18 protein-coding genes and 1 pseudogene are annotated in these 22,667 nt (G+C 66.1%); 13 read left to right on the top strand and 6 right to left on the bottom strand.

Features of this window, described 5'->3' with window-relative positions; translation table 11 throughout:
• Positions 1-926 (bottom strand): annotated as a pseudogene (locus HAP54_RS39890) (LysR family transcriptional regulator).
• A gap of 120 nt (positions 927-1,046) precedes the next feature.
• Between HAP54_RS39890 and HAP54_RS39885 the strand changes: the two are divergent.
• The 9 genes from HAP54_RS39885 to HAP54_RS39845 all read left to right on the top strand — a co-directional run bounded on the left by HAP54_RS39885 (position 1,047) and on the right by HAP54_RS39845 (position 10,883).
• Positions 1,047-2,543 (top strand): CoA-acylating methylmalonate-semialdehyde dehydrogenase, encoded by a 1,497-nt coding sequence (locus tag HAP54_RS39885; protein WP_166296569.1) that lies wholly within the window; start codon positions 1,047-1,049, stop codon positions 2,541-2,543.
• A gap of 22 nt (positions 2,544-2,565) precedes the next feature.
• Positions 2,566-3,711 carry an isobutyryl-CoA dehydrogenase gene (locus HAP54_RS39880; protein ID WP_166296566.1) on the top strand — a complete coding sequence of 382 codons (1,146 nt, stop codon included), beginning with the start codon at positions 2,566-2,568 and terminating at the stop codon, positions 3,709-3,711.
• Positions 3,708-4,790: an enoyl-CoA hydratase/isomerase family protein gene (locus tag HAP54_RS39875; protein ID WP_166296563.1), complete on the top strand. Its 1,083-nt coding sequence runs from the start codon at positions 3,708-3,710 to the stop codon at positions 4,788-4,790. Before HAP54_RS39880 ends, HAP54_RS39875 begins: the two co-directional genes overlap by 4 nt.
• Before the next feature lie 25 nt (positions 4,791-4,815).
• The gene (gene mmsB, locus HAP54_RS39870) at positions 4,816-5,703 is read left to right on the top strand and encodes a 3-hydroxyisobutyrate dehydrogenase (RefSeq protein WP_166296560.1); all 888 of its coding nucleotides are present in this window, start codon (positions 4,816-4,818) and stop codon (positions 5,701-5,703) included.
• Between the two features lie 99 nt (positions 5,704-5,802).
• Positions 5,803-7,527 (top strand): AMP-binding protein, encoded by a 1,725-nt coding sequence (locus HAP54_RS39865; protein WP_166296557.1) that lies wholly within the window; start codon positions 5,803-5,805, stop codon positions 7,525-7,527.
• A 13-nt stretch (positions 7,528-7,540) separates the two neighbouring features.
• Positions 7,541-8,020 (top strand): MaoC family dehydratase, encoded by a 480-nt coding sequence (locus HAP54_RS39860; protein WP_106323062.1) that lies wholly within the window; start codon positions 7,541-7,543, stop codon positions 8,018-8,020.
• A gap of 311 nt (positions 8,021-8,331) precedes the next feature.
• A complete protein-coding gene (locus tag HAP54_RS39855) occupies positions 8,332-8,478 on the top strand; it encodes a hypothetical protein (RefSeq protein ID WP_165123242.1) in 147 nt (48 codons plus the stop codon).
• A 264-nt stretch (positions 8,479-8,742) separates the two neighbouring features.
• Positions 8,743-9,630, top strand: a complete 888-nt coding sequence (locus tag HAP54_RS39850; protein WP_166296554.1) for an SDR family NAD(P)-dependent oxidoreductase — start codon at positions 8,743-8,745, stop codon at positions 9,628-9,630.
• A 32-nt stretch (positions 9,631-9,662) separates the two neighbouring features.
• Positions 9,663-10,883: an NAD(P)/FAD-dependent oxidoreductase gene (locus HAP54_RS39845; protein ID WP_166296551.1), complete on the top strand. Its 1,221-nt coding sequence runs from the start codon at positions 9,663-9,665 to the stop codon at positions 10,881-10,883.
• A gap of 91 nt (positions 10,884-10,974) precedes the next feature.
• Here HAP54_RS39845 and HAP54_RS39840 read toward each other — a convergent pair whose 3' ends face one another.
• Positions 10,975-12,192 (bottom strand): MFS transporter, encoded by a 1,218-nt coding sequence (locus HAP54_RS39840; RefSeq protein ID WP_166296548.1) that lies wholly within the window; start codon positions 12,190-12,192, stop codon positions 10,975-10,977.
• 92 nt (positions 12,193-12,284) lie between these two features.
• On the opposite strand from HAP54_RS39840, the gene HAP54_RS39835 reads away from it, so the two are divergent.
• Positions 12,285-13,187, top strand: a complete 903-nt coding sequence (locus HAP54_RS39835; RefSeq protein ID WP_166296545.1) for a LysR family transcriptional regulator — start codon at positions 12,285-12,287, stop codon at positions 13,185-13,187.
• 183 nt (positions 13,188-13,370) lie between these two features.
• On the opposite strand, the gene HAP54_RS39830 is transcribed toward HAP54_RS39835, so the two are convergent.
• The 3 genes from HAP54_RS39830 to HAP54_RS39820 form a co-directional block, all read right to left on the bottom strand.
• On the bottom strand, positions 13,371-14,450 hold the full coding sequence (locus HAP54_RS39830) for a D-TA family PLP-dependent enzyme (protein WP_166296542.1): 1,080 nt from the start codon (positions 14,448-14,450) through the stop codon (positions 13,371-13,373).
• A 108-nt stretch (positions 14,451-14,558) separates the two neighbouring features.
• Positions 14,559-16,385 carry an ABC-F family ATP-binding cassette domain-containing protein gene (locus HAP54_RS39825; protein ID WP_166296539.1) on the bottom strand — a complete coding sequence of 609 codons (1,827 nt, stop codon included), beginning with the start codon at positions 16,383-16,385 and terminating at the stop codon, positions 14,559-14,561.
• Between the two features lie 4 nt (positions 16,386-16,389).
• The gene (locus HAP54_RS39820; protein WP_166296536.1) at positions 16,390-16,887 is read right to left on the bottom strand and encodes a YaiI/YqxD family protein; all 498 of its coding nucleotides are present in this window, start codon (positions 16,885-16,887) and stop codon (positions 16,390-16,392) included.
• Positions 16,888-17,023: 136 nt separating this feature from the next.
• On the opposite strand from HAP54_RS39820, the gene HAP54_RS39815 reads away from it, so the two are divergent.
• On the top strand, positions 17,024-17,815 hold the full coding sequence (locus HAP54_RS39815; RefSeq protein WP_166296533.1) for a hypothetical protein: 792 nt from the start codon (positions 17,024-17,026) through the stop codon (positions 17,813-17,815).
• A 161-nt stretch (positions 17,816-17,976) separates the two neighbouring features.
• Here the strand turns inward: HAP54_RS39815 and HAP54_RS39810 are convergent, their stop codons facing one another.
• Entirely contained in the window at positions 17,977-20,349 is a 2,373-nt protein-coding gene (locus HAP54_RS39810) for a xanthine dehydrogenase family protein molybdopterin-binding subunit (protein WP_166296530.1), read from the bottom strand.
• 212 nt (positions 20,350-20,561) lie between these two features.
• Between HAP54_RS39810 and HAP54_RS39805 the strand changes: the two genes are divergently transcribed.
• Complete coding sequence (locus tag HAP54_RS39805) at positions 20,562-21,605, top strand: Ppx/GppA phosphatase family protein (protein WP_175619294.1); 1,044 nt, start codon at positions 20,562-20,564, stop codon at positions 21,603-21,605.
• A gap of 171 nt (positions 21,606-21,776) precedes the next feature.
• A complete protein-coding gene (locus HAP54_RS39800; RefSeq protein WP_166296524.1) occupies positions 21,777-22,469 on the top strand; it encodes an RlmE family RNA methyltransferase in 693 nt (230 codons plus the stop codon).
• Positions 22,470-22,667: the final 198 nt, after the last annotated feature.

The raw sequence follows: 22,667 nt of genomic DNA, 5'->3' as shown, positions 1-22,667 counted from the left end.
TCAGGCGTCAGCGCGTCGGGAAGGCCCGCTGAACAGCGCGCGCTCGGTTTCCACCGTCTCGTAGATGTAATCCGCCACCGCGCGGATGCGGGCGAGGTCCTTGCTGTCGGCGTGCATCAACAGCCAGAAGGTGCGGGAGATCCGCACCTCGTCCGGCAGCACCGGCGCCAACTCGCGGTCGCCATGAAGTGCGGCAGCACGGCGATGCCGAAGCCGGCGATGGTGGCGTTGAGCTGCGCGATCAGATTGGCGCTGCGGAATTTTGCCGAGATTTTTGGCGAGACTTGCGGCAGATAGTCCAGCTCCGGCGTGAACAACAGCTCCTCGATGTAGCCGACGAAGCGGTGCTGCGGCAGGTCGGCGCGCGCGGCGATCCTTGGCGCCTGCGCGAGATAGCCGGGTGCGGCATAAAGCCCGAGGGTGTAGTCCAAGAGCTTGCGGCCGACGATGCGGCCTTCCTTCGGCATGGTCAGGCTGATCGCGATGTCGGCCTCGCGCTTGGAGAGCGAGAACAGCCGCGCGGTGGCGACGAGCTGCAGATCGAGATCGGGATACCGCTCGGTGAACTTGACCAGCCGCGAGGCCAGGAAGTGGCTGCCGAAACCGTCGGGCGCGCCGATCCGCACCGTGCCGGTGAGGTGCGCGCGCGAGCCGCCGACCGCCTCCTGGTTGGCGACGATGGTGGATTCCATCGCCTCGGCGCTGTCGGCGACGCGCTGGCCGGCCTCCGTCAGCAGATAGCCGGTCTTGCGGCGATCAAACAGTTTTGCGGAGAGGTGGCGCTCCAGCCGGTCGACACGGCGGATCACTGTGGCATGATCGACGCCGAGTTGCTTGGCGGCAGCCGAAACCGACCCGCCGCGCACGATCGCCAGCACGAAACGGAAGTCGTCCCAGTCGATCGCGTCGCCGCCTTGATCCTGCATTTCCGCACATCTATGGTGCAATTTATCGGACTTGAATCCTATAAAATGCAGGGTCATTAGGGTTTGTAAAGTGATCTCGCCGCCAGCCGCGGCGATTCTGGTCCCCAAGGGAGGATATTCATGCGCTCGATCGGACATTTCATCGGTGGCAAGGAGGTCAAGGGCACATCGGGCCGCACGGCCGACGTCTTCGAGCCGATGACCGGCGAGGTCCAGGCCAAGGTGGCGCTGGCCTCCAAGGCTGAAGTCCGTGCCGCGGTCGAGAACGCCCGCGCCGCCCAGCCGGAATGGGCCGCCACCAATCCGCAGCGCCGCGCCCGCGTCATGATGAAATTCGTCGAACTGGTGCAGCGCGACTACGACAAGCTTGCCGAGCTATTGGCGCGTGAGCACGGCAAGACCGTTCCCGATGCCAAGGGTGACATCCAGCGCGGCCTCGAAGTCGCCGAGTTCGCCTGCGGCATTCCGCATCTGATGAAGGGCGAGTACACCGAAGGCGCCGGCCCCGGCATCGACATCTATTCGATGCGGCAGCCGCTCGGCGTCGTCGCCGGCATCACGCCGTTCAATTTCCCGGCGATGATCCCGATGTGGAAGTTCGCGCCGGCGATCGCCTGCGGCAATGCCTTCATCCTGAAGCCGTCGGAGCGCGATCCGGGCGTGCCGATGAAGCTTGCCGAGCTGATGATGGAAGCGGGCCTGCCGGCCGGCATCCTCAACGTCGTCAACGGCGACAAGGAAGCGGTCGACGGCATCCTCGACGATCCCGACATCAAGGCGGTCGGCTTCGTCGGCTCGACCCCGATCGCGCAATACATCTACGAGCGCGCCGCGCAGACCGGGAAGCGTTGCCAGTGCTTCGGTGGCGCCAAGAACCACGCCATCATCATGCCCGACGCGGACATGGACCAGACCGTCGACGCGCTGATCGGCGCCGGCTACGGCTCGGCCGGCGAGCGCTGCATGGCGGTGTCGGTCGCCGTCCCGGTCGGCAAGACCACCGCCGACCGTCTGATGGAAAAGCTGATCCCGCGCGTCGAGTCGCTCAAGATCGGCACCTCGGTCGATCCGTCGGCCGATTACGGCCCGCTGGTGACCCGCGAGGCGGTCGAGAAGGTCAAGAACTACATCGACATCGGCATCAAGGAAGGCGCGACGCTTGCGGTCGACGGCCGCGGCTTCAAGATGCAAGGCTACGAGAAGGGCTTCTATCTCGGCGGTTCACTGTTCGACAACGTCACCAAGGACATGCGGATCTACAAGGAAGAGATCTTTGGGCCGGTGCTCTCGGTGGTGCGCGCGCACGACTACAACGAAGCGCTGGCGCTGCCGTCGGACCACGACTACGGCAACGGCGTTGCGATCTTCACCCGCGACGGCGACACCGCGCGCGACTTCGCCGCCAAGGTCAATGTCGGCATGGTCGGCGTCAACGTGCCGATCCCGGTGCCGATCGCCTACTACACCTTCGGCGGCTGGAAGAAGTCCGGCTTCGGCGATCTCAACCAGCACGGTCCGGACTCGGTCCGCTTCTACACCAAGACCAAGACGGTGACCTCGCGTTGGCCGTCCGGCGTCAAGGACGGTGCGGAGTTCTCGATCCCGACGATGAAGTAGGGTTCGTCAGAGCGAGGCGATGATGCAGTTCGCTCTCAACGAGGACCAGATCGCGGTTCGCGACATGGCGCGGGCGTTTGCGGCGGAGAAGATCGCGCCGCACGCGCTCGAATGGGACGAGAAGAAGCACTTTCCGGTCGACGTGATGCGCGAGGCCGCAGGCCTCGGCATCGGCGGCATCTATATCAAGGACGATGTCGGCGGCTCGGCGATGACACGCTTCGACGCGGCGCTGATCTTCGAGGCGCTGGCGACGGGATGTCCGACCACATCGGCCTTCATCTCGATCCACAACATGGCGTCCTGGATGATCGATGCCTATGGCAACGACACCCAGCGTCACACATGGCTGCCAAAACTCTGCACCATGGAGCTGATCGCCAGCTACTGCCTGACCGAGCCGGGCGCCGGCTCCGACGCGGCCGCCTTGCGTACCCGCGCGGTGCGCGACGGCGATCATTACGTGCTCAACGGCCAGAAGCAGTTCATCTCCGGCGCCGGCAGCACCGACCTGCTGGTGGCGATGGTGCGGACCGGCGGCGATGGTCCGGGCGGCGTCTCGACTGTTGTCGTCGACGGCAAGACGCCGGGCGTGTCGTTCGGTGCCAACGAGCGCAAGATGGGCTGGAACGCGCAGCCGACCCGCGCTGTCGTGTTCGAGAACGCGCGCGTGCCGATCGCAAACCGGCTCGGCGAGGAGGGCATCGGTTTCAAGATCGCGATGGCCGGCCTCGACGGCGGCCGTCTCAACATCGCGGCGTGCTCGCTCGGCGGCGCGCAGTCAGCGCTCGACAAGGCGCTGGCCTACATGAAGGACCGCAAGGCCTTCGGCAAACGCCTCGACGAGTTCCAGGCGCTGCAATTCAAGATCGCCGACATGGCGACCGAGCTCGAGGCCGCGCGCACCTTCCTGTGGCGCGCCGCGGCCGCGCTCGACCGCAAGGACCCGGATGCCTCCATGCTCTGTGCAATGGCAAAACGGTTCGGCACCGATGTCGGCTTCGAGGTCGCCAACCAGGCGCTGCAGCTGCACGGTGGTTATGGCTATCTCAGCGAATACGGTGTCGAGAAGATCGTGCGCGATCTGCGCGTGCACCAGATCCTCGAAGGCACCAATGAAATCATGCGGCTGATTGTGTCGCGCAAGTTGATCGAGGGCGCGCGATGAACGATGCGGCTTCTGCCGAAGGCGACCTGATCGCGCGCAGGGAAGGATCGGCGGGCATCATCCGGCTCAACCGGCCGAAGGCGATCAATGCCGTGACGCTGGAGATGTTCCACGACATCGACAGGGCGCTCGACCTGTTCGAAGCCGATCCCGAGGTCGCGCTCATCGTGCTGGAAGGCGCCGGCGAGCGCGGCCTGTGCGCCGGCGGCGATATCCGCGCGCTGTGGGAAAGCTCCAAGGTCAGGGGTGACCTCGGCAAGATCCTGTGGCGCGACGAGTACATCCTCAACGCGCGGATCAAGACATTCCCAAAACCCTATGTCGCCTTCATGGACGGCATCGTGATGGGCGGCGGCGTCGGCCTGTCGGCGCACAGCCGCCATCGTGTGGTGACCGAGCGAACCAAGCTCGCGATGCCCGAGGTCGGGCTCGGCTTCTTCCCCGATGTCGGCGGCACCTACCTGCTGTCGCGCTCGCCGGGCGAGATCGGCACCTATTTTGGGCTTACCGGCACCACGATGAATGGTCCGGACGCGATCTACGCGAAGTTCGCCGACGCCGTGGTGCCGAGCGCCAAGCTCCCTGCGTTGCGCGAGGCGCTGACCAAAGTTGCGCCAGGCACCAGCTCGGTCGAGATCGATCGCCTGATCGCAGGCTTCGCCACCGGCGAGACATCCGGCCCTGTTGCCGCGATGCAGGCCAGGATCGACAGCTGGTTCGCGCGCGGACGGATGGAAGACATCATTGTCGCGCTGAAGGCTGATGGCTCCGACCTGGCGCAGGCCACGTTGAAGACGCTGGCTGAGAAGTCGCCGCGCGGCATGGTGGTGACGCTGAAGCTGCTACGATTGGCGCGCGCGACCGAGACGCTGGAAGAGTGCCTGGTGCGCGAATATCGTGCCGCGCTCGCGGTGTTCGCCAGCGACGATTTCCGCGAGGGCGTGCGCGCCGCCGTGATCGACAAGGACCGCAATCCGAAGTGGTCGCCGGCGAATATCGAGGACGTGACGCCGGAGATGGTTGCACCGTATTTCGCCGAGATCGGCGCCGACGAATTGAAATTTCCTGACAGCAAATAGAAACGTCGCAAGCGGAGGACTTCCCATGGCAAACGTCGCATTCATCGGGCTCGGCAATATGGGCGGGCCGATGGCGGCCAATCTGGTCAAGGCCGGCCACAAGGTGACCGCGTTCGATCTGGTCGCAGCATCGCGCGATCAGGCGAGGCACGACGGTGCCGCGATCGCCGAGAGCGGCGTCGCTGCCGTGAAGGGCGCCGATGTCGTGATCACCATGCTGCCCGCCGGCAAGCATGTGCTCGGCGTCTGGAACGAGGTGCTTCCCGCCATGAGCAAAGGCGCGCTGATCATCGACTGCTCGACCATCGACGTCGAAAGCGCCAAGCAGGCGCATGCGCTCGCCGCCAAGCACGGCATGGCCTCGGTCGACGCGCCGGTCTCCGGCGGCACCGGCGGCGCCAAGGGCGGGACGCTGACCTTCATGTGCGGCGGCGAGGCGAAGGCGTTTGCGGCGGCCCAGCCGATGCTGGCCAACATGGGCAAGAAGATCGTGCATTGCGGCGCCGGCGGCGCCGGGCAGGCGGCCAAGATCTGCAACAACATGATCCTCGGCATTTCCATGATCGCGGTCGGCGAGGCCTTCGTGCTGGCCGAAAAGCTCGGCCTGTCGCACCAGGCGCTGTTCGACGTCGCCTCGACCTCATCGGGGCAGTGCTGGTCGCTCACGACCTATTGCCCGGTTCCCGGCCCGGTGCCGACCTCGCCGGCCAACAACGACTACAAGCCGGGTTTCGCCTCCAACCTGATGGTGAAGGACCTGACGCTGGCCCAGGACGCCGCCAATGCCGCCGGCGCGGTGACGCCGCTCGGCAAGCATGCGCAGGAGCTCTACAAGACCTTCGACGCGTCGGGCCATGGTGGGGTCGACTTTTCCGGAATTATCCAGCACGTTCGCAGCCTCGCTGGGAAATAGTATTGGTTCCGTCATCCTTCGAGACGCCGCTTCGCGGCTCCTCCAGCGACAACGCGAAGCGTTGCGCGGGGATGACGCAAGAAAACGTGGTGAAGCCGGATGACCACATTTCAGGACGCACGCGCCTTTCTGCTCAAGCACCGCACTGACTACGACACGGCGGTGCGGGATTTTCGCTGGCCGGATCCGGTGCCGTTCAACTGGGCGCTGGACTGGTTCGATGCGGAACTGGCGCACAACGCCGGCAGCCGTGATCGGCCGGCGCTGTGGATCGTCGATGCCGCCAGCGGCAACGAGACCAAGCTGTCGTTCGCTGAACTTTCACGCCGCTCGAACCAGGTGGCGAATTTCCTGCGCGCGCAGGGGCTGCAGCGCGGCGATCATCTGTTGCTGCTGCTCGGCAATGTCGTGCCGCTGTGGGAGACCATGCTGGCGGCGATGAAACTCGGCGTCGTCGTGATCCCGGCGACCACGCTGTTGACTGCGGATGAACTGCGCGACCGGCTGGATCGCGGCCGGGCCAAGGCGGTGGTCGCGACGCTGGATCAGGTGGCGAAGTTCGCCGGCCTCGGCACCGACCAACTCGTCCGCATCGTCGTCGGCGCGACGCAGGCGCAGGACGGCTGGCTGCCGTTCGAGGGCGCCGCGAAGTCGCCCGAAGCCTTCACGCCCGATGGCCCGACCAAGGCCGACGACCCGATGCTGCTCTATTTCACCTCGGGCACCACGGCAAAGCCAAAGCTGGTGCGGCACAGCCAGCGCAGCTATCCGGTCGGCCATCTCTCGACCATGTACTGGATCGGCCTGCAGCCCGGCGACGTCCATCTCAACATCTCGTCGCCCGGCTGGGCCAAGCACGCCTGGAGCTGCTTCTTCGCGCCGTGGAACGCCGGCGCGACGATCTTCATCGCCAACCAGCCGCGCTTCGAGGCGAAAGGACTGCTCGCGACCATCGCCCGCTGTGGCGTCACGACGCTTTGCGCGCCGCCGACGGTGTGGCGGATGTTCATCCAGGAGCAACTCGCGGACTTCAAGGTGAGCCTGCGGGAAGTCTGCGGCGCCGGCGAGCCGCTCAATCCCGAGATCATCGACCAGGTCAAATCGGCTTGGGGGCTGACCATCCGCGACGGCTACGGCCAGACCGAGACCACCGCGCTTGCCGGCAATTCGCCGGGGCAGAAGGTCAAGGTCGGCTCGATGGGCCGGCCGCTGCCGGGCTATCGCGTGCAGGTCACCGACAATGACGGCCATGCGTCCAAGGAAGGCGAGGTGACGCTGTTGCTCGGCGCCGACAGGCCGGCGGGCCTGATGCAGGGCTATCAGGCCGACGACGGCAAGCTCGCCGGTGCCGATGGCGAGATCTATCGCAGCGGCGACGTCGTGTTCACCGATGACGAGGGCTATCTGACCTTCGTCGGCCGCACCGACGACGTGTTCAAATCCTCCGACTACCGGATCTCGCCGTTCGAGCTGGAAAGCGTGCTGTTGGAGCACGATGCGGTGGCGGAAGCTGCCGTGGTGCCGAGCCCGGACCCGATCCGGCTGGCGATCCCCAAGGCCTATGTGCTGCTGGTCTCGGGTGTCGAGCGCACGCCGGAGACCGCGCTGTCCATCTTCCAGCACCTGCATGCAAGGCTGGCGCCGTTCAAGCGCATCCGCAAGATCGAGCTGGTGACCGAGCTGCCGAAGACGATCTCCGGAAAAATCCGCCGGGTGCAGTTGCGCCGGCTCGAACATGACGATAATCGCAGCGATGCGTTGCGCGGAGTCGAGTTCCGCGAGGAAGAATTTCCGGAGCTGCAGAAGGTGCGGACCTCCGGTTAGCAGAGGTTAGCCAATGAACGAAGTCTGGAAGAAGCCGCCGGTGTCGCTGGAAACCTACCAGGGCATGGTCGGCAAGGAGATCGGCGTGTCCTCATGGCACCTGCTCGATCAGGGCCGCATCGACACCTATGCCGACGTGATCGAGGATCACCAGTTCATCCATGTCGATCCCGAGCGCGCGAAGAAGGAGACCGCGTTCGGCACCACGATCGCGCATGGTTTCCTCACGATGTCGCTGATGTCGATCATGTCCTACGAGGTGATGCCGGTGCTCGAGGGCACCGCGATGGGCGTCAATTACGGTTTCGACAAGCTGCGCTTCATCTCGCCGGTGCGCTCGGGAAAACGCGTCCGCGGCCGCTTCGTGCTGGCGGAAGCCACGCTGCGCAAGCCGAAGGAGCTGCTGTCGCGCACCAACGTCACGGTCGAGATCGAGGGCGAGGACAAGCCCGCGCTGGTCGCCGACTGGCTCGGCCTGATCTATTTCAGTTAAAGCGACGTAAGATCGTCTGAATAGTAGCCACGACGAGGTTGCGCTCCTACTCCCGCTCGCGGGCGGGGCGAGCGCAAATGACGTCTGAGGCTTTGAAACTGACGTTTCCACGTCGTCATGGCCGGGCTTGTCCCGGCCATCCACGTTTTCCTTTATGCCGAAACCAAAGACGTGGATGCCCGGGCCAAGCCCGGGCATGACGAGTTTCATAGGCGGTGAGTTGCTCGCCAAGTCCACTTGGCGCATTGACGGCGATGGTTCCTGGTGTCCATCATCCACCCTTTAGGCGGTGCGGTCCCGGAGTGGCAGCCATGGTGCAGAACATCGTCGCCGGACTTGTCGTAGTCGCTTTGATTGTGATTGGGGCGATCAGCTACGCCCAGGAGCATCATGAGTGCTGGAGCGGGCACCTGCTCAAAAGCCTGAAGCCCTGCGGGTCGATGACGCCTTCCGTATAGCGCGCCCGGTGGCCGCCTTGGACGGTCCTGGCCGGGCTTGACCCGGCCATCCATCGCTGCTCAAAAGCTGCCGATCGCGCGCGGCAGCACCCTCTCCCCCTGTGGGAGAGGGTGGCTTCGCGGAACGCGAAGCCGGGTGAGGGGTCTGCCTCCACACAAAGACTCTCGCTTGAGCTCTCGGAGACAGACCCCTCATCCGGCGCGCTGGCGCGCGCCACCTTCTCCCACAAGGGGAGAAGGGAAGTAAGAGCAGGAATGACAAGCATGGCAATCAGGTTTGACGGACGCGTCGCTATCGTCACCGGCGCGGGCAATGGTCTCGGACGGGCGCATGCGCTGGGGCTCGCCAGCCGCGGCGCCAAGGTCGTGGTCAATGATTTCGGCGGCGCGCGCGACGGCACGGGCGGCTCGCTGTCGCCGGCCGAGACCGTGGTCGAGGAAATCCGCAAGGCGGGCGGCACCGCGATGGCCGACGGCGCCGACGTCTCGAATTTCGAGCAGGTCACCGCGATGGTCGAGCGCGCTACCAAGGAGTGGGGTAGCGTCGATCTGCTCTGCGCCAATGCCGGTATCCTGCGCGACAAATCGTTCGCCAAGATGGAAGTCGCCGACTGGGACAAGGTGCTCGGCGTGCATCTCACCGGCACCTTCTACTGCTGCAAGGCGGTGTGGGCCGGCATGCGCGAGCGCAACTACGGCCGCATCGTGCTGACGACCTCGTCGTCCGGCCTGTTCGGCAATTTCGGCCAGGCCAATTACGGCGCGGCGAAGGCCGGCATGGTCGGCCTGATGAACGTGCTCGCCGAGGAGGGCCGCAAGAACAACATCAAGGTCAACACCATCTCGCCGACGGCGGCGACCCGCATGACCGAGGAACTGCTGCCGCCGCAGGCGCTGCAGCTGATGCGGCCGGAAGCGATCACGCCGGCGGTCGAATTCCTGCTCTCGGAAGATGCGCCGACCCGCACCATCATGGGCGCCGGCGCCGGCTCGTTCGCGGTGATCCAGGTGCTGGAGACCGAAGGCGTCAACCTGCCGCAATCCGAATGGACGCCCGACGGCGTCGCCGCGCACTTCAAGGACATCGCTGACATGTCGACCGCGAAAGCGCTGCAGGGCGCCTTCGAGCAGACGCAGAAATACGTCGCCTAGGCTGCCGCGCGGGCGGGGATCAAGCTCTGAGCATGGTCGTCGCCGTCATCGGAGCCGGACCTGCCGGCCTGATGGCGGCGGAGGCGCTCGCGCAAGGTGGCGCTGAAGTCACCGTCTACGAGGCGATGCCGTCGGCCGGCCGCAAGTTCCTGATGGCTGGCCGCGGCGGGCTCAATCTCACCCACTCAGAACCGCTGCCGGATTTCCTGAAGCGCTATCGCGAGGCGATGCCGCGCCTGAAGGCCGCGGTCGAGGCATTTCCGCCCGACGCCCTGCGCGCCTGGAGCGAGGCGCTGGGGCAGCCGACCTTCGTCGGCACGAGCGGCCGCGTCTTCCCCGAGGCGTTCAAGGCATCGCCGTTGCTGCGCGCCTGGCTGCGGCGGCTCGATGCTGCGGGCGTGCAGTTCGCATTCCGGCATCGCTGGACTGGATGGGACGCGGGCGGCGGACTGCTGTTCGAGACGCCGGATGGCCGGCGTGCGATCAGTGCCGACGCAGCCGTGCTCGGGCTCGGCGGCGCGAGCTGGCCGCGGCTCGGATCGGATGGCGCCTGGGCGGAGATCCTCGCCGAGAAAGGCGTTGCCGTGGCGCCGATGCGACCGGCCAATTCCGGCTTCACCGTCGCCTGGTCCGACATCTTCCGCGATCGGTTCGAGGGCCAGCCGCTCAAGGGCGTCGCGCTGACGATCGGTCCGCACACCGTGCGCGGCGAGGCCATCGTCACCCGCGCCGGCATCGAAGGCGGCGCCATCTACGCATTGTCGGCGGAGTTGCGCGAGGCGGTGCTCGACAAGGGAACGGCGACGCTCAGCGTGGCGCTGCGGCCCGACGCCGCGCGCGACGAGCTGATCGCGCGGCTGTCGGCGCCGAAGGGCAAGCAATCCTTCTCCAACTTCCTGCGCAAGGCCGCACAGCTCTCGCCGGTCGGCATCGGGCTGTTGCAGGAGGCGGCGGTCGCCTCCGGCCGGTCGCTGGCCGCGCTGTCGCCGGCCGAACTGGCCGGGCTGATCAACGCGGTGCCGATCAGGATCACCGGCGTGGCGCCGATCGCGCGCGCGATCTCGAGCGTCGGCGGGATCAGGTTCGACGAGCTCGACGAGCACTTTATGCTACGGCGCCTGCCCGGTGTTTTCGCCGCCGGCGAGATGCTCGACTGGGAAGCGCCGACTGGTGGTTATCTGCTGCAGGCATCGTTCGCGACGGGGGCCGCCGCCGGAAAAGGCGTGTTGGTGTGGCTCGCGCAGAAATCGTAGGATGGGTAGAGCGAAGCGAAACCCATCAACTTTCTTCCGCGCGGAGACATGATGGGTTTCGCTGCGCTCTACCTATCCTACGCGATGCTGCTCATTCCGAGCCGGTATTCGTCGCCATGTCGGTGACGAAGCCGAGCACACCGAACGCCGCAGCCACCGCGCAGACCATCGCCCAGCCGCCATAACTCCACGCCGCGGAGGCCGCTGCCGCGCCGATGGCGCCGCCGATGAAGAACAGCGCCACGAACAGGCCGTTGATCCGGCCGCGCGCCTCCGGCCGCAGCAGGTTGACGGCGCGGCGGCCGAGCGTCTGGTCGGTGGTGATGCCGAGATCGAGCAGGATGGTGCCAAGACTGAGCACGACAAGCGCTGCGATCCGGGATTCGAGCATGCCGGCCCAGGCGCACAGCACGAGCGAACCGATAATGAGAAGATGCGACACGATCAGCAACGGCCGCGCAAAACCCCTGTCGCCCCAGCGCCCGGCGATCGGGGTTGCCGCGGCCCCGGCGACGCCGATCAGCGCGAACAGCGCGATGCCCTTGGCATCAAGGTTGAACGGCGCGTCCGGCAGCCGCAGCGCAACGGCGGCCCAGAACGCGGTGAACGAGGCCATCACCAGCGCCGCGGTCCAGGCGCGGACGCGCAGCACCGGTTCCTCGTGCAGCAGTTTTGGGAACGAAGCCAGCAGTGCGCCGTAACCGACCTTCGCCGCCGGCTGCAGCGTCGGCAGGAAGCGCGCCAGCGCACCGGCGAGCACGGTCATCAGGATGGCGGAGGTGACGTAGTAGCCGCGCCAGCTCCAGGCATCCGCGATCAGGCTCGCCATCGGCCGCGCCAGCAGAATGCCGATCATCAAGCCGCTCATGACATCGCCGATCGCCTGTCCCCGGCGCTCCGGCGCGACCATCGAGGCGACCAGCGGCACCACCATCTGGATCGCGGCGCAGGACGCGCCGAGGATGAAGGTGGCCGCGAGCAGGATCAGCGGCGTCGGCGCCAGCGCGGTGCCGATCGCGGCGGCGATGGCGCAGGCGAGCGTGCGCAGGATCAGCCGCTTGTTCTCGACGAGGTCGACCAGCGGCACCAGCAGCAATAGCCCGAGCGCGTAGCCGAGCAGGGTCAGTGTCGAGATCAGGCCGGCCTGCAGCGCGGTCATGCCGAGCGAGCGGCCGATCAGACCGACCAGAATCTGCGGCGCAAACAGATTGGTGACGACGGTGCCGGTGGTGATGGCGCCGATCCAGATCAGGGGACGCACGGAGACGGCGCGCGCCGGGGAGAGCTTGGTGGCTTCGGAGATGGTCATGGGACCTCGCGATGGAGTGGCGAGGCCCCTTTAGGGGATCGGGCTAATATGCTACAATTCAAATAAGGTGATGATGAATATGCGAGATTGTTATGAACACGCATGACCTTGTGGCGTTCGTCGCCGTGGTGGAGACCGGATCGATCGTCGCGGCGTCGGCGCGGCTGAATCTGACCCAGCCCGGCGTGACGCGGCGGATCCAGAATCTCGAGGAGATGCTCGGCGCGCAGCTCCTGGACCGGTTGTCGAAGCCGCTGAAGCCTACGGCCGCGGGGGTCGAAGCCTATGAGCAGGGCCGCCGCGTGCTGCGCATGCTCGAGGACCTCAAGTCGGGCGTCGCCAATGACGGCGTGGTGCGCGGCGAGTTCAGGCTCGGCCTGACGCCGTTTTTGTCGGAGGCGGGGCTGACCGGACCGCTCGATGCGGTGCGCGGCGAATTTCCGGCGCTCGCGGTGCGCGTCGTCTCGGGCTGGTCGCCCAATCACATGGAGCGGGTCAGCCGCAACGAGCTCGACGCCGCCGCGATCTGCCTGCCTGACGGCACCGCGCCGCCCGATGATCTCGTGGCCTCCGATCTCGGCGCGCAGCCGGTGGTCTTCGTCGTCGCGCGCGAGATGAAGACGCCGAAATTCGTCGACCTCGAATGGCTGTCGCGGGTCGGATGGGTGATCAACCAGGATGGCTGCGGCTTCCGTCAGACATTGAAGCGCCATTTCGATGCGGCGCATCTGCCGTTCACCATCGCGGTCGAGGCGCTCGACAGCGAGCTGCGCCTGTCGCTGGTGGCGCGCGGCCTCGGCATTGGCCTCGTCACGCCGGTGGCGCTGAAGCGCAGCGCGTTCAGGAGCCGGCTCAAGACCGTGAAGATCGCGGACTTCAATCCCGCGGTCCGCGCCTGGATCGTGCATCGCCCACCCGCCGGCCGGCTGGAGCGGCCGATCGAGGTGTTTCGCGCGGCGCTCGACCGCGAACTGCAGGCGCTGATCCGAGGGTAGGGTAACGCGACTTCCCTGGCGCCGTGCGTCCCGCCGTCGCACTTCGAGGCCTCCGCTGCGCTACGGCACCTCCAGCGACAACGACTTCGCCGTTGCGCGGGTGTGACGGCTCAGAGAGAGCGTCATCCTGAGGTGCTCCCTTAGCGCCGCTAAGGGAGCCTCGAAGGATGCGCGGGCTCTCAGTCAGCGCAGCTTGCCTCTTGCCGCGACCGGCAGCGCGCCGATGATTTCGTCGCCGCGCACCATCACGACCTCGTCCATCATGTTGACGACGACGCAGACATGGTTCGGCACGATCCGCACGACGTCGCCCACGTTCGGGCGCGTGTTGCTGCGGGAGAGATCGAGGAAGCCGTGCTCCTCGGCAAAGCGCGCGATCTTGGCCTCGGGATGTTCGAGGATCAGGCCGTGGCCTTCCAGCCCGCCGGTGTCCGAGGTCAGCGTCTTGGAGCCGGCATCGAGGATGCCGCGCTCGGGGCCGGCGCGGCTGACGACGGTCGAATAGATATGCAGCGCGCAGTCGTCCCAGGTGGCGACGCCGGCCGCGACCTGCATGCGGTCGTTGTAGATATAGGTGCCGAAGCGGTGCTCGGTGCCGCCTTTCAGCTTGCCGAGATTGACCAGGTTCGGCGTGCCGCCGGTAGAGACGATTGTCGCGTCGAGGCCGTGGGCGCGGACGCCGGCCAGCGCCTCGTCGTAGAATTTCTGCGCATCCGCCCAGCCGGTCTCGGTCGGGTACAGCATGAAGCCCGCAAAGCTCAAGCCCTTCGAAGCGGCGATCTCGCGCGCCAGCGCGATCGCCTCGGCCGGCGTCTCGACGCCGGCGCGCTTGCGCCCGGTGTCGCACTCGACCACGACGGAGAGCGGGCGGCCGGAGGCGGCCGCGGCCCTCGGCAGGTGGCCGACGACGACGGAATTATCCGCCGCGACGGTGACGTTGGCCTTGCCTTGCAGCGCGCCGAGCCGCGCCATCTTCTCGTCGCCGAGCAGATTGTAGCTGATCAGGATGTCGTCGATGCCGGCATCCGCCATAATCTCGGCCTCGCCGAGCTTCTGGCAGGTGATGCCTTTGGCGCCGGCCTTGACCTGCAATTGCGCCAGCGTCGGATTCTTGTGGGTCTTGATGTGCGGCCGGTTGGCGACGCCGGCCTGATCACAGGCGGCCTGGATGCGCGCGATGTTGCGCTCGACCCGGTCCATGTCGATCACGGCGCAGGGCGTGCCGTACTCCTTGGCGATCTTGGCGGCGAGGGGCGTGGTCATCGGGTCAACTCCAGTTCAGCCTCGTAGGATGGGTAGAGCGCAGCGAAACCCATCGAATGCCTTCATTGTGTCGTGATGGGTATCGCTGCGCTCCCCCCATCCTACGCGTCACGCCTGTTCGATCTCTTCGCGCAGCACTTCGAGTTCGAGCCAGCGGTCCTCGGCTGTGGCGAGCTCGTCCTGCGCCTTGGCGATCGCGGCCGATGCGGCGTCGAACTTCTTGCGATCCTTGCTGTAGAGATCGGGATCGTCGAGCAGCTTCTGCTGTTTGGCGATTTCGGCGTGCAGCTTGTCGATCGTCTTTGGCAAGGTTTCCAGCGCGTGCTTCTCGTTGAAGCTCAGCCGGCGCCTGGGTGCCGCTTCGGGCGCCGTGGCGGTCACCGCAACCTTGGCTTCCTTTTTCTCCTCGACCGCGGCGTCTGCCTTCACGGTCTCGCGCTTCACGTCGGCGCCGCGCTGCGCCAGCATGTCCGAATAGCCGCCGGCATATTCGATCCAGCGTCCCTGACCTTCGGGCACGATCACCGACGTCACCACGCGATCGAGGAAGTCGCGGTCATGGCTGATCAGGATCACCGTGCCGTCGTAGTCGCCGAGCATCTCCTCGAGCACGTCGAGGGTTTCGAGATCGAGGTCGTTGGTCGGCTCGTCCAGAATGAGCAGGTTCGACGGCTTGGCCAGTGCGCGGGCCAGCATCAGCCGGCCGCGCTCGCCGCCGGAGAGGGCTTCGAGCGGCGTGCCGCGCTGCTCCTGCGCGAACAGAAAGTCCTTCATGTAGCCGATGACGTGCTTCGACTTGTCGCCGACCATGACATGGTCGCCGCGGCCGCCGGTCAGGGCTTCGGCCAGCGTCAGCTTCGGATCGAGGCTTTCGCGATGCTGGTCGAGCGTCGCCATCTCGATATTGGCCCCCAGCCGCACCGAGCCGGAATCCGGCGGATCGTTGCCGATCAGAAGATGCACCAGCGTGGTCTTGCCGGCGCCGTTCGGGCCGACGATGCCGAGCCGGTCGCCGCGTTGGATCCGGGTCGAGAAGCCGTCGACGATCGTGCGTTCGCCATAGGCCTTGGTGATGTTCTTCGCCTCGATCACGAGACGGCCGGATTTGTCGGCCTCGGCAGCGGCGAGCGTGGCATTGCCGGTGGCGCCGCGATAGTTGCGGCGCTGGTCGCGCAGCGCAAACAGATTGCCGAGCCGCTTGACGTTGCGCTTGCGGCGGCCGGAAACGCCGTGGCGTAGCCAGTGCTCTTCGTTGACGATTTTGCGGTCGAGCTTGTGCTGGTCGCGCTCTTCTTCCTCCAGCACCTCGTCTCGCCACGCCTCGAACGCGCCAAAGCCGCGGTCGATCTGCCGGATCTGGCCGCGGTCGAGCCAGGCCGTGCTGCGCGAGAGGTTAGTGAGGAAGCGGCGGTCGTGGCTGATCAGGACCAGAGCGCAGCGCCGGCTTTCGAGCTCGCCCTCGAGCCATTCGATGGTCGGCAGGTCGAGATGGTTGGTCGGCTCGTCCAGCAGCAGGATGTCGGGCGAGGGCGCCAGCACCCGCGCCAGCGCCGCGCGGCGCGCCTCGCCGCCGGAGACATGCGCCGGGTCTTCCTCGCCGGTGAGGCCGAGCTGCTCGAGCAGATAGCGCGCCTGGTAATGGTCGTCGCCGGGGCCAAGGCCGGCTTCGACATAGGATAGCGTCGTCTTGTGGTCGCCGAAATCAGGCTCCTGCGGCAGATAGCGGATGGTGGCGCCGGGCTGCACGAAACGGCTGCCGGAGTCCGGCTCGACCAGGCCGGCCGCGATCCGCAACAGCGTCGACTTGCCGGAGCCGTTGCGGCCGATCAGACCGACGCGCTCGCCTGCGGAGACCGACAGCTCGACGCCGGTCAACAGCGGCGTGCCGCCAAAAGTCAGGCTGATGTCCTTGAGCTGGATCAGCGGTGGGGCCATCGCGCTAACCCCCGTTCGCCGCCGCCTGCTCAGCGCGGCGGCGCAGGATGCGGCGGATGGTCTGGTCGAGCGTCGCGAGGAACGTCGAGCGGTCGCGCGGCGAGTAGGATTTCGGCCCGCCGGTGATCTCGCCCGACGAGCGCAGATCGGTCATCAAATTGCGCACCGCGAGCGTCATGCCGATCGACTGTTCGGTGAACGGCTTGCCGTTCGGCGCGATCACGTCGGCGCCGGCCTTGACGCAGCGGCTCGCCAGCGGAATGTCCGCGGTGATCACGACGTCGCCCTCATGCGCGCGTTCCGCGATCCAGTCGTCGGCGGCGTCCATGCCGGAACCGGCGGCGACGCGCTCGATCAGGGGATCCTGCGGCACGCGGATGAAATTGCCCGCGACCACGCTGACGGGCACGCCGAGCCGGATCGCGACGCGATAGATCTCGTCCTTCACCGGGCAGGCGTCGGCGTCGACATAGATGCGGGTGGGAGCAGGGGTTTCAGTCATCGATTCAATGGTTGGCAGGCGCGGCCTGCGTGTACTCCATGGTGCGGAAAATTGCGAGCAAAACGAGAGGCTTGCCACGCCTCCTTGTTCGACTACCATTGTCACCAGAAAAACAACGGAAATAAGGGAAAACCCCATGGACTCGCAGACCTACCGCGTCTCGGCCTACAACACCTCGAAACTGTCGGAGAACAAGATCCACGACGACACGGTGGCGCGGAAGTTCGGCTTTTCGGGCGGGCTGGTGCCGGGCGTCGATGTGATGGCCTACATGATGCACCTGCCGGTCGAGAAATGGGGCCGCGATTTCCTCGAACGCGGCCTGATCGAGGCGCGCTTCGTGAAGCCGGTCTATGACGGCGAGATCGCGGAATTGACCGGGCGAGAGACCGGCAATGGGCTCACGATCGAGCTCTCCAGCCGCGGCGAGCTCTGCGCCACCGGCACCGCATCGCTGCCGGCATCGGCGCCGAAATTTGTGCTCGATGGTTACAGGCAGGTCGCAGCGGTTGCCGAGCGCAAGCCCGTGAGCGCCTCGTCCTATCAAGAGGGCCAGTGGCTCGGCACCATCCCGCGCGACTGGTCCGGCGATGCCGCGAAGGAGTATCTCGCCGATATCAGGGAGACCGACCCGATCTATTTGCGCGAGGGTCTAGGCCATCCGGGCCTGTTGCCGCGGGTGATGAACAAGGTGCTGGTCGACAATGCGATCCTCGGCCCCTGGATCCATGTCGGCACCCGCATGCAGCTGTTGTCGGCAGGAAAGATCGGCGACGAGCTGACGGCGCGCGCCAAGGTCACCGGCAATTACGACAAAAAGGGCCATCGCTTCGTCGAGCTCGATGCGCTGGTGCTCGGCAACGGCACGCCGCTCGCGCATTGCTGGCACATCGCGATCACCCAACCGCGCGAGCAGGCCGCGGCTTAGAGAAGGAGCAAAACCCGTCCCGCACCAACAGGTGTCATACCCCGCGCATGCGGGGTATCCAGTACGCCGCGGCGTCTCGGCTCAACAACTGCTGTCTCTGGAATACTGGATCACCCGCTTTCGCGGGTGATGACAGTGGTGTGTGATGGTGAAGTCGTGCCTTACGCCGCCTTCGCTTTGGCGTCCTGGATCGCGCGCCAGACGCGCTCGGGCGTCAAGGGCATGTTGATGTGCTTGATGCCGTACTCTGACAGCGCGTCGACCACGGCATTGACGATGCAGACGAGGCTGCCGGCGCAGCCGGCTTCGCCGCAGCCCTTGGTGCCGAGCGGATTGGATTTGGCCGGCGAGGGATGATCGCCGACCTGCATCGAGGGCACGTCGCCGGCGCGCGGCAGCGCGTAGTCCATGAACGAGCCGGTGATCGGCTGGCCCGAGCCGTCGTAGCTGACTTCCTCCATCAGCACCTGGCCGATGCCCTGCGCGACGCCGCCATGCAGCTGTCCCGCGACGATCATCGGATTGACCACGGTGCCGAAATCGTTGACCGCGGAGTAGCGCACGATCCTGACCACGCCGGTGTCAGGGTCGATCTCGACCTCGGCGACGTGGCAGCCATTCGGGAAGGTCGACGCCGTCTCCTTGGTGGCGTGGTCGACGTCGAGCGTCTCGGGCGTGCCATCGGGCATCTTGGCTGTGCGCATCCGCTCGGCGAGCTCCATGATGCCGATCGAGCGGTCGGTGCCGGCGATGGTGAAGCGGCCCTGGCCGAACTCAATGTCGGCTTCAGATGCCTCCAGTATGTGCGCGGCGGCCTTCTTGCCCTTCTCGACGACGAGCGCCGAAGCCTCGACGATCGCCTGTCCGGTCGCGGTGATCGAGCGCGAGCCGCCGGTGCCGTTGCCGAAACGGACCAGATCGCTGTCGCCCTGTTCGAGCGTGATCTTCTCGAAGGGAACGCCGAGCTGCTCGGACAGCACCTGCGCGAACGGCGTGGCGTGGCCCTGGCCGTAGTCGAGCGTGCCGGTGGTGAGCTTCACTGAACCATCAGGCTCGAAGGTGATCTTGCCGAGCTCGCCGCTCGGCGGCGCGGTCACCTCGAGATAGGAGCCGACGGCGATGCCGCGCAGCCTGCCGCTCTTTTTGCTCTCCTTCTTGCGCCTGGTAAAATTCTCGTAGTCGGAGATTTCCAGCGCCTTCTGGAACACGCCGGCGAAATCGCCGCTGTCATAGGTGACGCCGGAGGCCGCCGGGAACGGCAGCTGCGACGGCTTGATGAAATTGCGCTTGCGCAAGGTGAAGCGGTTGATGCCCATCTCGTCGGCGGCGGCGTCGATCAGCCGCTCCATGTAGTAATTGGCCTCGGGCCGGCCGGCGCCGCGATAGGCGCCCATCAGCGTGGTGTTGGTCAAAACCGTCTTGATGTCGACGCTGAGCAGCGGCGTGCGATAGACGCTGGCGAGGTTCTTGCCGGTGTTGAGCGACAGCGGGCCCGGCGCGACGCCGGTGATGTAGGCGCCGAGATTGCCGTAGCCGGACAGCCGCACTGCGAGGAACTTGCCGTCGGCATCGAGCGCGAGCTCGGCATGGATCAGCTGCGCGCGGCCCTGGCTGTCGGAGAGGAAGCTGGTCGAGCGCTCGTCCAGCCACTTCACCGGGCGGCCGAGCTCGCGCGCCGCATGCGCGATGCAGGTGTATTCGGGATAGTTCATGTTCTTCATCCCGAACGAGCCGCCGACATTGGCGGTGAGAATACGAACCTTGTCGGCGGGCACGTTGAGGATCTTTGCAAACCCGGCCTTGTTGCCGGAGACGCCCTGGGTCGGCACCTGCAGGGTGAAGCGTTCGGTCTTCTTGTCGTAATGCGCGAGCGCAACGCGCGGCTCCATCGAGACCACGGCGACGCGGGTGTTGACGATGTCGAGTTTTGTCACATGCGCGGCGCCGGCGAAGGCGGCCTCGATCTTCGCGGTGTCGCCATAGTGATAATCGAGCGCGACGTTATCAGGGATGTTGTCATAGAGCTGCGGCGCGCCGGGCTTGGCGGCTTCGGCCGCGTCGGTCACCGCCGGCAACGGCTCGATGTCGACCTCGACGGCCTCGGCCGCATCGCGCGCCTGCGCCGCGGTCTCCGCGACCACGAAGGCCACGGGATCGCCGACGAAGCGCACCTTGTCGGTGACCAGCGCGGGGCGGTTGGTCTGCTTGAGCGGCGAGCCGTCGCGGTTCTTCAGCGGCAGGCCGCAGGTGAAGGGGTTGTAGCCTGCGGCTGCCAGATCGGCGCCGGTCCAGGCCCCGAGCACGCCCGGCATCGCCCTGGCGGCCGCCGTGTCGATCCCCTTGATGATTCCGTGGGCATGGGAGGAACGAACCATCCAGCAAGTGACTTGGCCGGGCAGGGAGAAATCGTCGGTGTATTTGCCCTTGCCGCGCACCAGGGTGTCGTCCTCCTTTCGTCGAACCGGCTGTCCGACACCGTATTTTTGCAGTGCGATAGCGTTCTCGAGGGAGGCGGGCGGCGTATGATCTTGCATCGGAAAATGACCTGAAATGCCCGGATTTGCTGGAGTTTGGGGGCGCTGAGGAGATAACGCACACCCCCCTTAACGACAACGCCCGATTAGGCATGGACCCAATGTGAACGGAGTTTGCGCAGGGCTTTGGCGCTGCTAAAGTTTCCGTGAACGACAATTCTTCGGCGGGCCCTATGGATTCCCCGTGGGCCCTGCGGAAAGACAGTATTTTGATGAATGACCATGTGCGGCTTTGTGACGGTCCTCCGGCCGGCGAAGCCCCGTCAGGCTTGGTTGCGGCAGGACCGGAGACCGGCGTCTACGCCGCGCTCGATCTTGGCACCAACAATTGCCGGCTCCTGATCGCCTGTCCGACCGGCGACGGGTTCCGCGTGGTCGATTCGTTTTCGCGGATCATCCGGCTCGGCGAGGGCATCGCTGCGACCGGCTCGATCAGCGAGGCGGCGATCGAGCGTGCGGTTGCTGCGCTCGCCATTTGCAGCGACAAGATCCGCTATCGCAAGGCCCGCCGGCTGCGGCTGATCGCCACCGAGGCCTGCCGTGCCGCCGGCAACGCCGAGAGTTTTCGCGCGCGCGTCGCGGCCGAGACCGGCATCAAGCTCGAGGTGATCGACCGTGAGACCGAGGCGACGCTCGCCGTGATCGGCTGCTCGCCGCTGCTCGATCCCAGGGGGCGCGGCGCCATCCTGTTCGACATCGGCGGCGGCTCGACCGAGCTGGTGCGGATCGAGCGCGATCCTGAGGCGCCCAATGCTCCGCCGCGCATCAAGGCGTGGATGTCGATCCCGCTCGGCGTCGTCACGCTGGCCGAGCATTTCGGCGGCAAGAACGTCACGCGGGATTTGTATGCCCAGATGATCGACGAAGTCGCGCGGCATGTCGCGCCGTTCGCGGCCGAGCACGGCAAGGACCTGCGCGACATGCACATGCTCGGCACCTCGGGCACCGTGACCACGCTCGCCGGCGTGTTCCTCAATTTGTCGCGTTACGACCGCCGGCGCATCGACGGCATCTGGATGAACGATGGCGACGTCACGGCGACGATCCAGAAGCTGCTCGGCATGAGCTATGAGGCGCGCGTCAACAACAGCTGCATCAGCGTCGAGCGGGCCGATCTGGTGCTCGCCGGCTGCGCGATCCTCGACGCGATCCGCAACGCATTCCCGATGCCGCGGCTCCGGGTCGCCGATCGCGGCCTGCGCGAGGGCATGCTGGTCGAGATGATGCGCGAGGACGGCGCGCTGCGGGCGTGCTAGATCGTCAATCCAAGTAAGCGTTCAGTTCACCTCGCCCCGCTCTTGCGGGGAGAGGTCGGATTGCGCAGCAATCCGGGTGAGGGGCTCTTTCCACGCATTCGCTGTGCGGAAGCAGCCCCTCACCCCAACCCTCTCCCCGCAAGAGCGGGGCGAGGGAGAAGAGAAAATGAAATGGCGAAAGACACCACCGGGCGGCTGCACGTCACGGTCAAGAGCGGCGGCAAACGAAAGCTGTCGTCAAAACTCTGGCTCGAGCGCCAGCTCAACGATCCCTATGTCGCCAAGGCCAAGGCGATGGGCTACCGCTCGCGCGCGGCCTTCAAGCTGCTCGAGATTGACGACAAATACCGCCTGCTCAAGTCGGGCATGACGGTGGTCGACCTCGGCGCTGCGCCCGGCGGCTGGAGCCAGATCGCGGCCAAGCGCACCGGCGCGGCCGACGGCAAGGGCAAGGTGATCGCGATCGATCTGCTGGAGATGGGCGAGATCCCCGGCGTCACCTTCGCGCAGCTCGATTTCCTCGACCATGACGCGCCGGCGAAGCTGATCGCGATGATGGGCGGCCGCGCCGATTTCGTGATGTCTGACATGGCCGCCAACACCACGGGCCACCGCAAGACCGACCAGCTGCGCATCATCGGCCTGGTCGAGACCGCCGCGCATTTTGCCGGCGAGGTGCTCAATCCCGCCGGCACGTTCCTGGCAAAAGTGTTTCAGAGCGGCGCCGACGCCGAGCTGGTGGCGCAGCTGAAGCGCGACTTCGCCAGCGTGCGCCACGTCAAGCCGTCCGCCAGCCGGCAGGATTCCTCGGAGCGCTATGTGCTGGCGACGGGGTTTCGCGGGCAGCAGCAGCCGTCATTGTGAGGCACTGAGGCCGCTTCTTGCAGGACTGGAAAATTGGGTAACGCAGGCGCATATCTCACATATGGCGACCATTGTTCAATGCATTTGCGGCGCCGAGTACAGACGCACTGAAGAGAAGTTCTTGGTGCCGCATACGGGTGACGCGATCTGCACGGTCTGCGGAGCTGCGCTGGAATCGTGGCTGGAAACGACCCACGT

The sequence above is a fragment of the Bradyrhizobium sp. 2S1 genome (assembly GCF_011516625.5).
In the GTDB taxonomy this organism is placed as follows: Bacteria; Pseudomonadota; Alphaproteobacteria; order Rhizobiales; family Xanthobacteraceae; genus Bradyrhizobium; species Bradyrhizobium septentrionale.
Note: the sequence above shows the minus strand (reverse complement) of the source record. Positions and strands in the feature narration are given on the sequence as shown.

What these genes read in the sequence shown, in the direction of transcription:
- HAP54_RS39880 (WP_166296566.1), top strand. Translation starts at nt 2,566, where the DNA reads ATGCAGTTCGCTCTCAACGAGGACCAGATCGCGGTTCGCGACATGGCG.
- HAP54_RS39865 (WP_166296557.1), top strand. Translation starts at nt 5,803, where the DNA reads ATGACCACATTTCAGGACGCACGCGCCTTTCTGCTCAAGCACCGCACT.
- HAP54_RS39835 (WP_166296545.1), top strand. Translation starts at nt 12,285, where the DNA reads ATGAACACGCATGACCTTGTGGCGTTCGTCGCCGTGGTGGAGACCGGA.
- HAP54_RS39875 (WP_166296563.1), top strand. Translation starts at nt 3,708, where the DNA reads ATGAACGATGCGGCTTCTGCCGAAGGCGACCTGATCGCGCGCAGGGAA.
- HAP54_RS39830 (WP_166296542.1), bottom strand. Translation starts at nt 14,450, where the DNA reads ATGACCACGCCCCTCGCCGCCAAGATCGCCAAGGAGTACGGCACGCCC.
- HAP54_RS39845 (WP_166296551.1), top strand. Translation starts at nt 9,663, where the DNA reads ATGGTCGTCGCCGTCATCGGAGCCGGACCTGCCGGCCTGATGGCGGCG.
- HAP54_RS39800 (WP_166296524.1), top strand. Translation starts at nt 21,777, where the DNA reads ATGGCGAAAGACACCACCGGGCGGCTGCACGTCACGGTCAAGAGCGGC.
- HAP54_RS39860 (WP_106323062.1), top strand. Translation starts at nt 7,541, where the DNA reads ATGAACGAAGTCTGGAAGAAGCCGCCGGTGTCGCTGGAAACCTACCAG.
- HAP54_RS39885 (WP_166296569.1), top strand. Translation starts at nt 1,047, where the DNA reads ATGCGCTCGATCGGACATTTCATCGGTGGCAAGGAGGTCAAGGGCACA.
- HAP54_RS39815 (WP_166296533.1), top strand. Translation starts at nt 17,024, where the DNA reads ATGGACTCGCAGACCTACCGCGTCTCGGCCTACAACACCTCGAAACTG.
- mmsB (WP_166296560.1), top strand. Translation starts at nt 4,816, where the DNA reads ATGGCAAACGTCGCATTCATCGGGCTCGGCAATATGGGCGGGCCGATG.
- HAP54_RS39820 (WP_166296536.1), bottom strand. Translation starts at nt 16,887, where the DNA reads ATGACTGAAACCCCTGCTCCCACCCGCATCTATGTCGACGCCGACGCC.
- HAP54_RS39825 (WP_166296539.1), bottom strand. Translation starts at nt 16,385, where the DNA reads ATGGCCCCACCGCTGATCCAGCTCAAGGACATCAGCCTGACTTTTGGC.
- HAP54_RS39810 (WP_166296530.1), bottom strand. Translation starts at nt 20,349, where the DNA reads ATGCAAGATCATACGCCGCCCGCCTCCCTCGAGAACGCTATCGCACTG.
- HAP54_RS39855 (WP_165123242.1), top strand. Translation starts at nt 8,332, where the DNA reads ATGGTGCAGAACATCGTCGCCGGACTTGTCGTAGTCGCTTTGATTGTG.
- HAP54_RS39850 (WP_166296554.1), top strand. Translation starts at nt 8,743, where the DNA reads ATGGCAATCAGGTTTGACGGACGCGTCGCTATCGTCACCGGCGCGGGC.
- HAP54_RS39805 (WP_175619294.1), top strand. Translation starts at nt 20,562, where the DNA reads ATGAATGACCATGTGCGGCTTTGTGACGGTCCTCCGGCCGGCGAAGCC.
- HAP54_RS39840 (WP_166296548.1), bottom strand. Translation starts at nt 12,192, where the DNA reads ATGACCATCTCCGAAGCCACCAAGCTCTCCCCGGCGCGCGCCGTCTCC.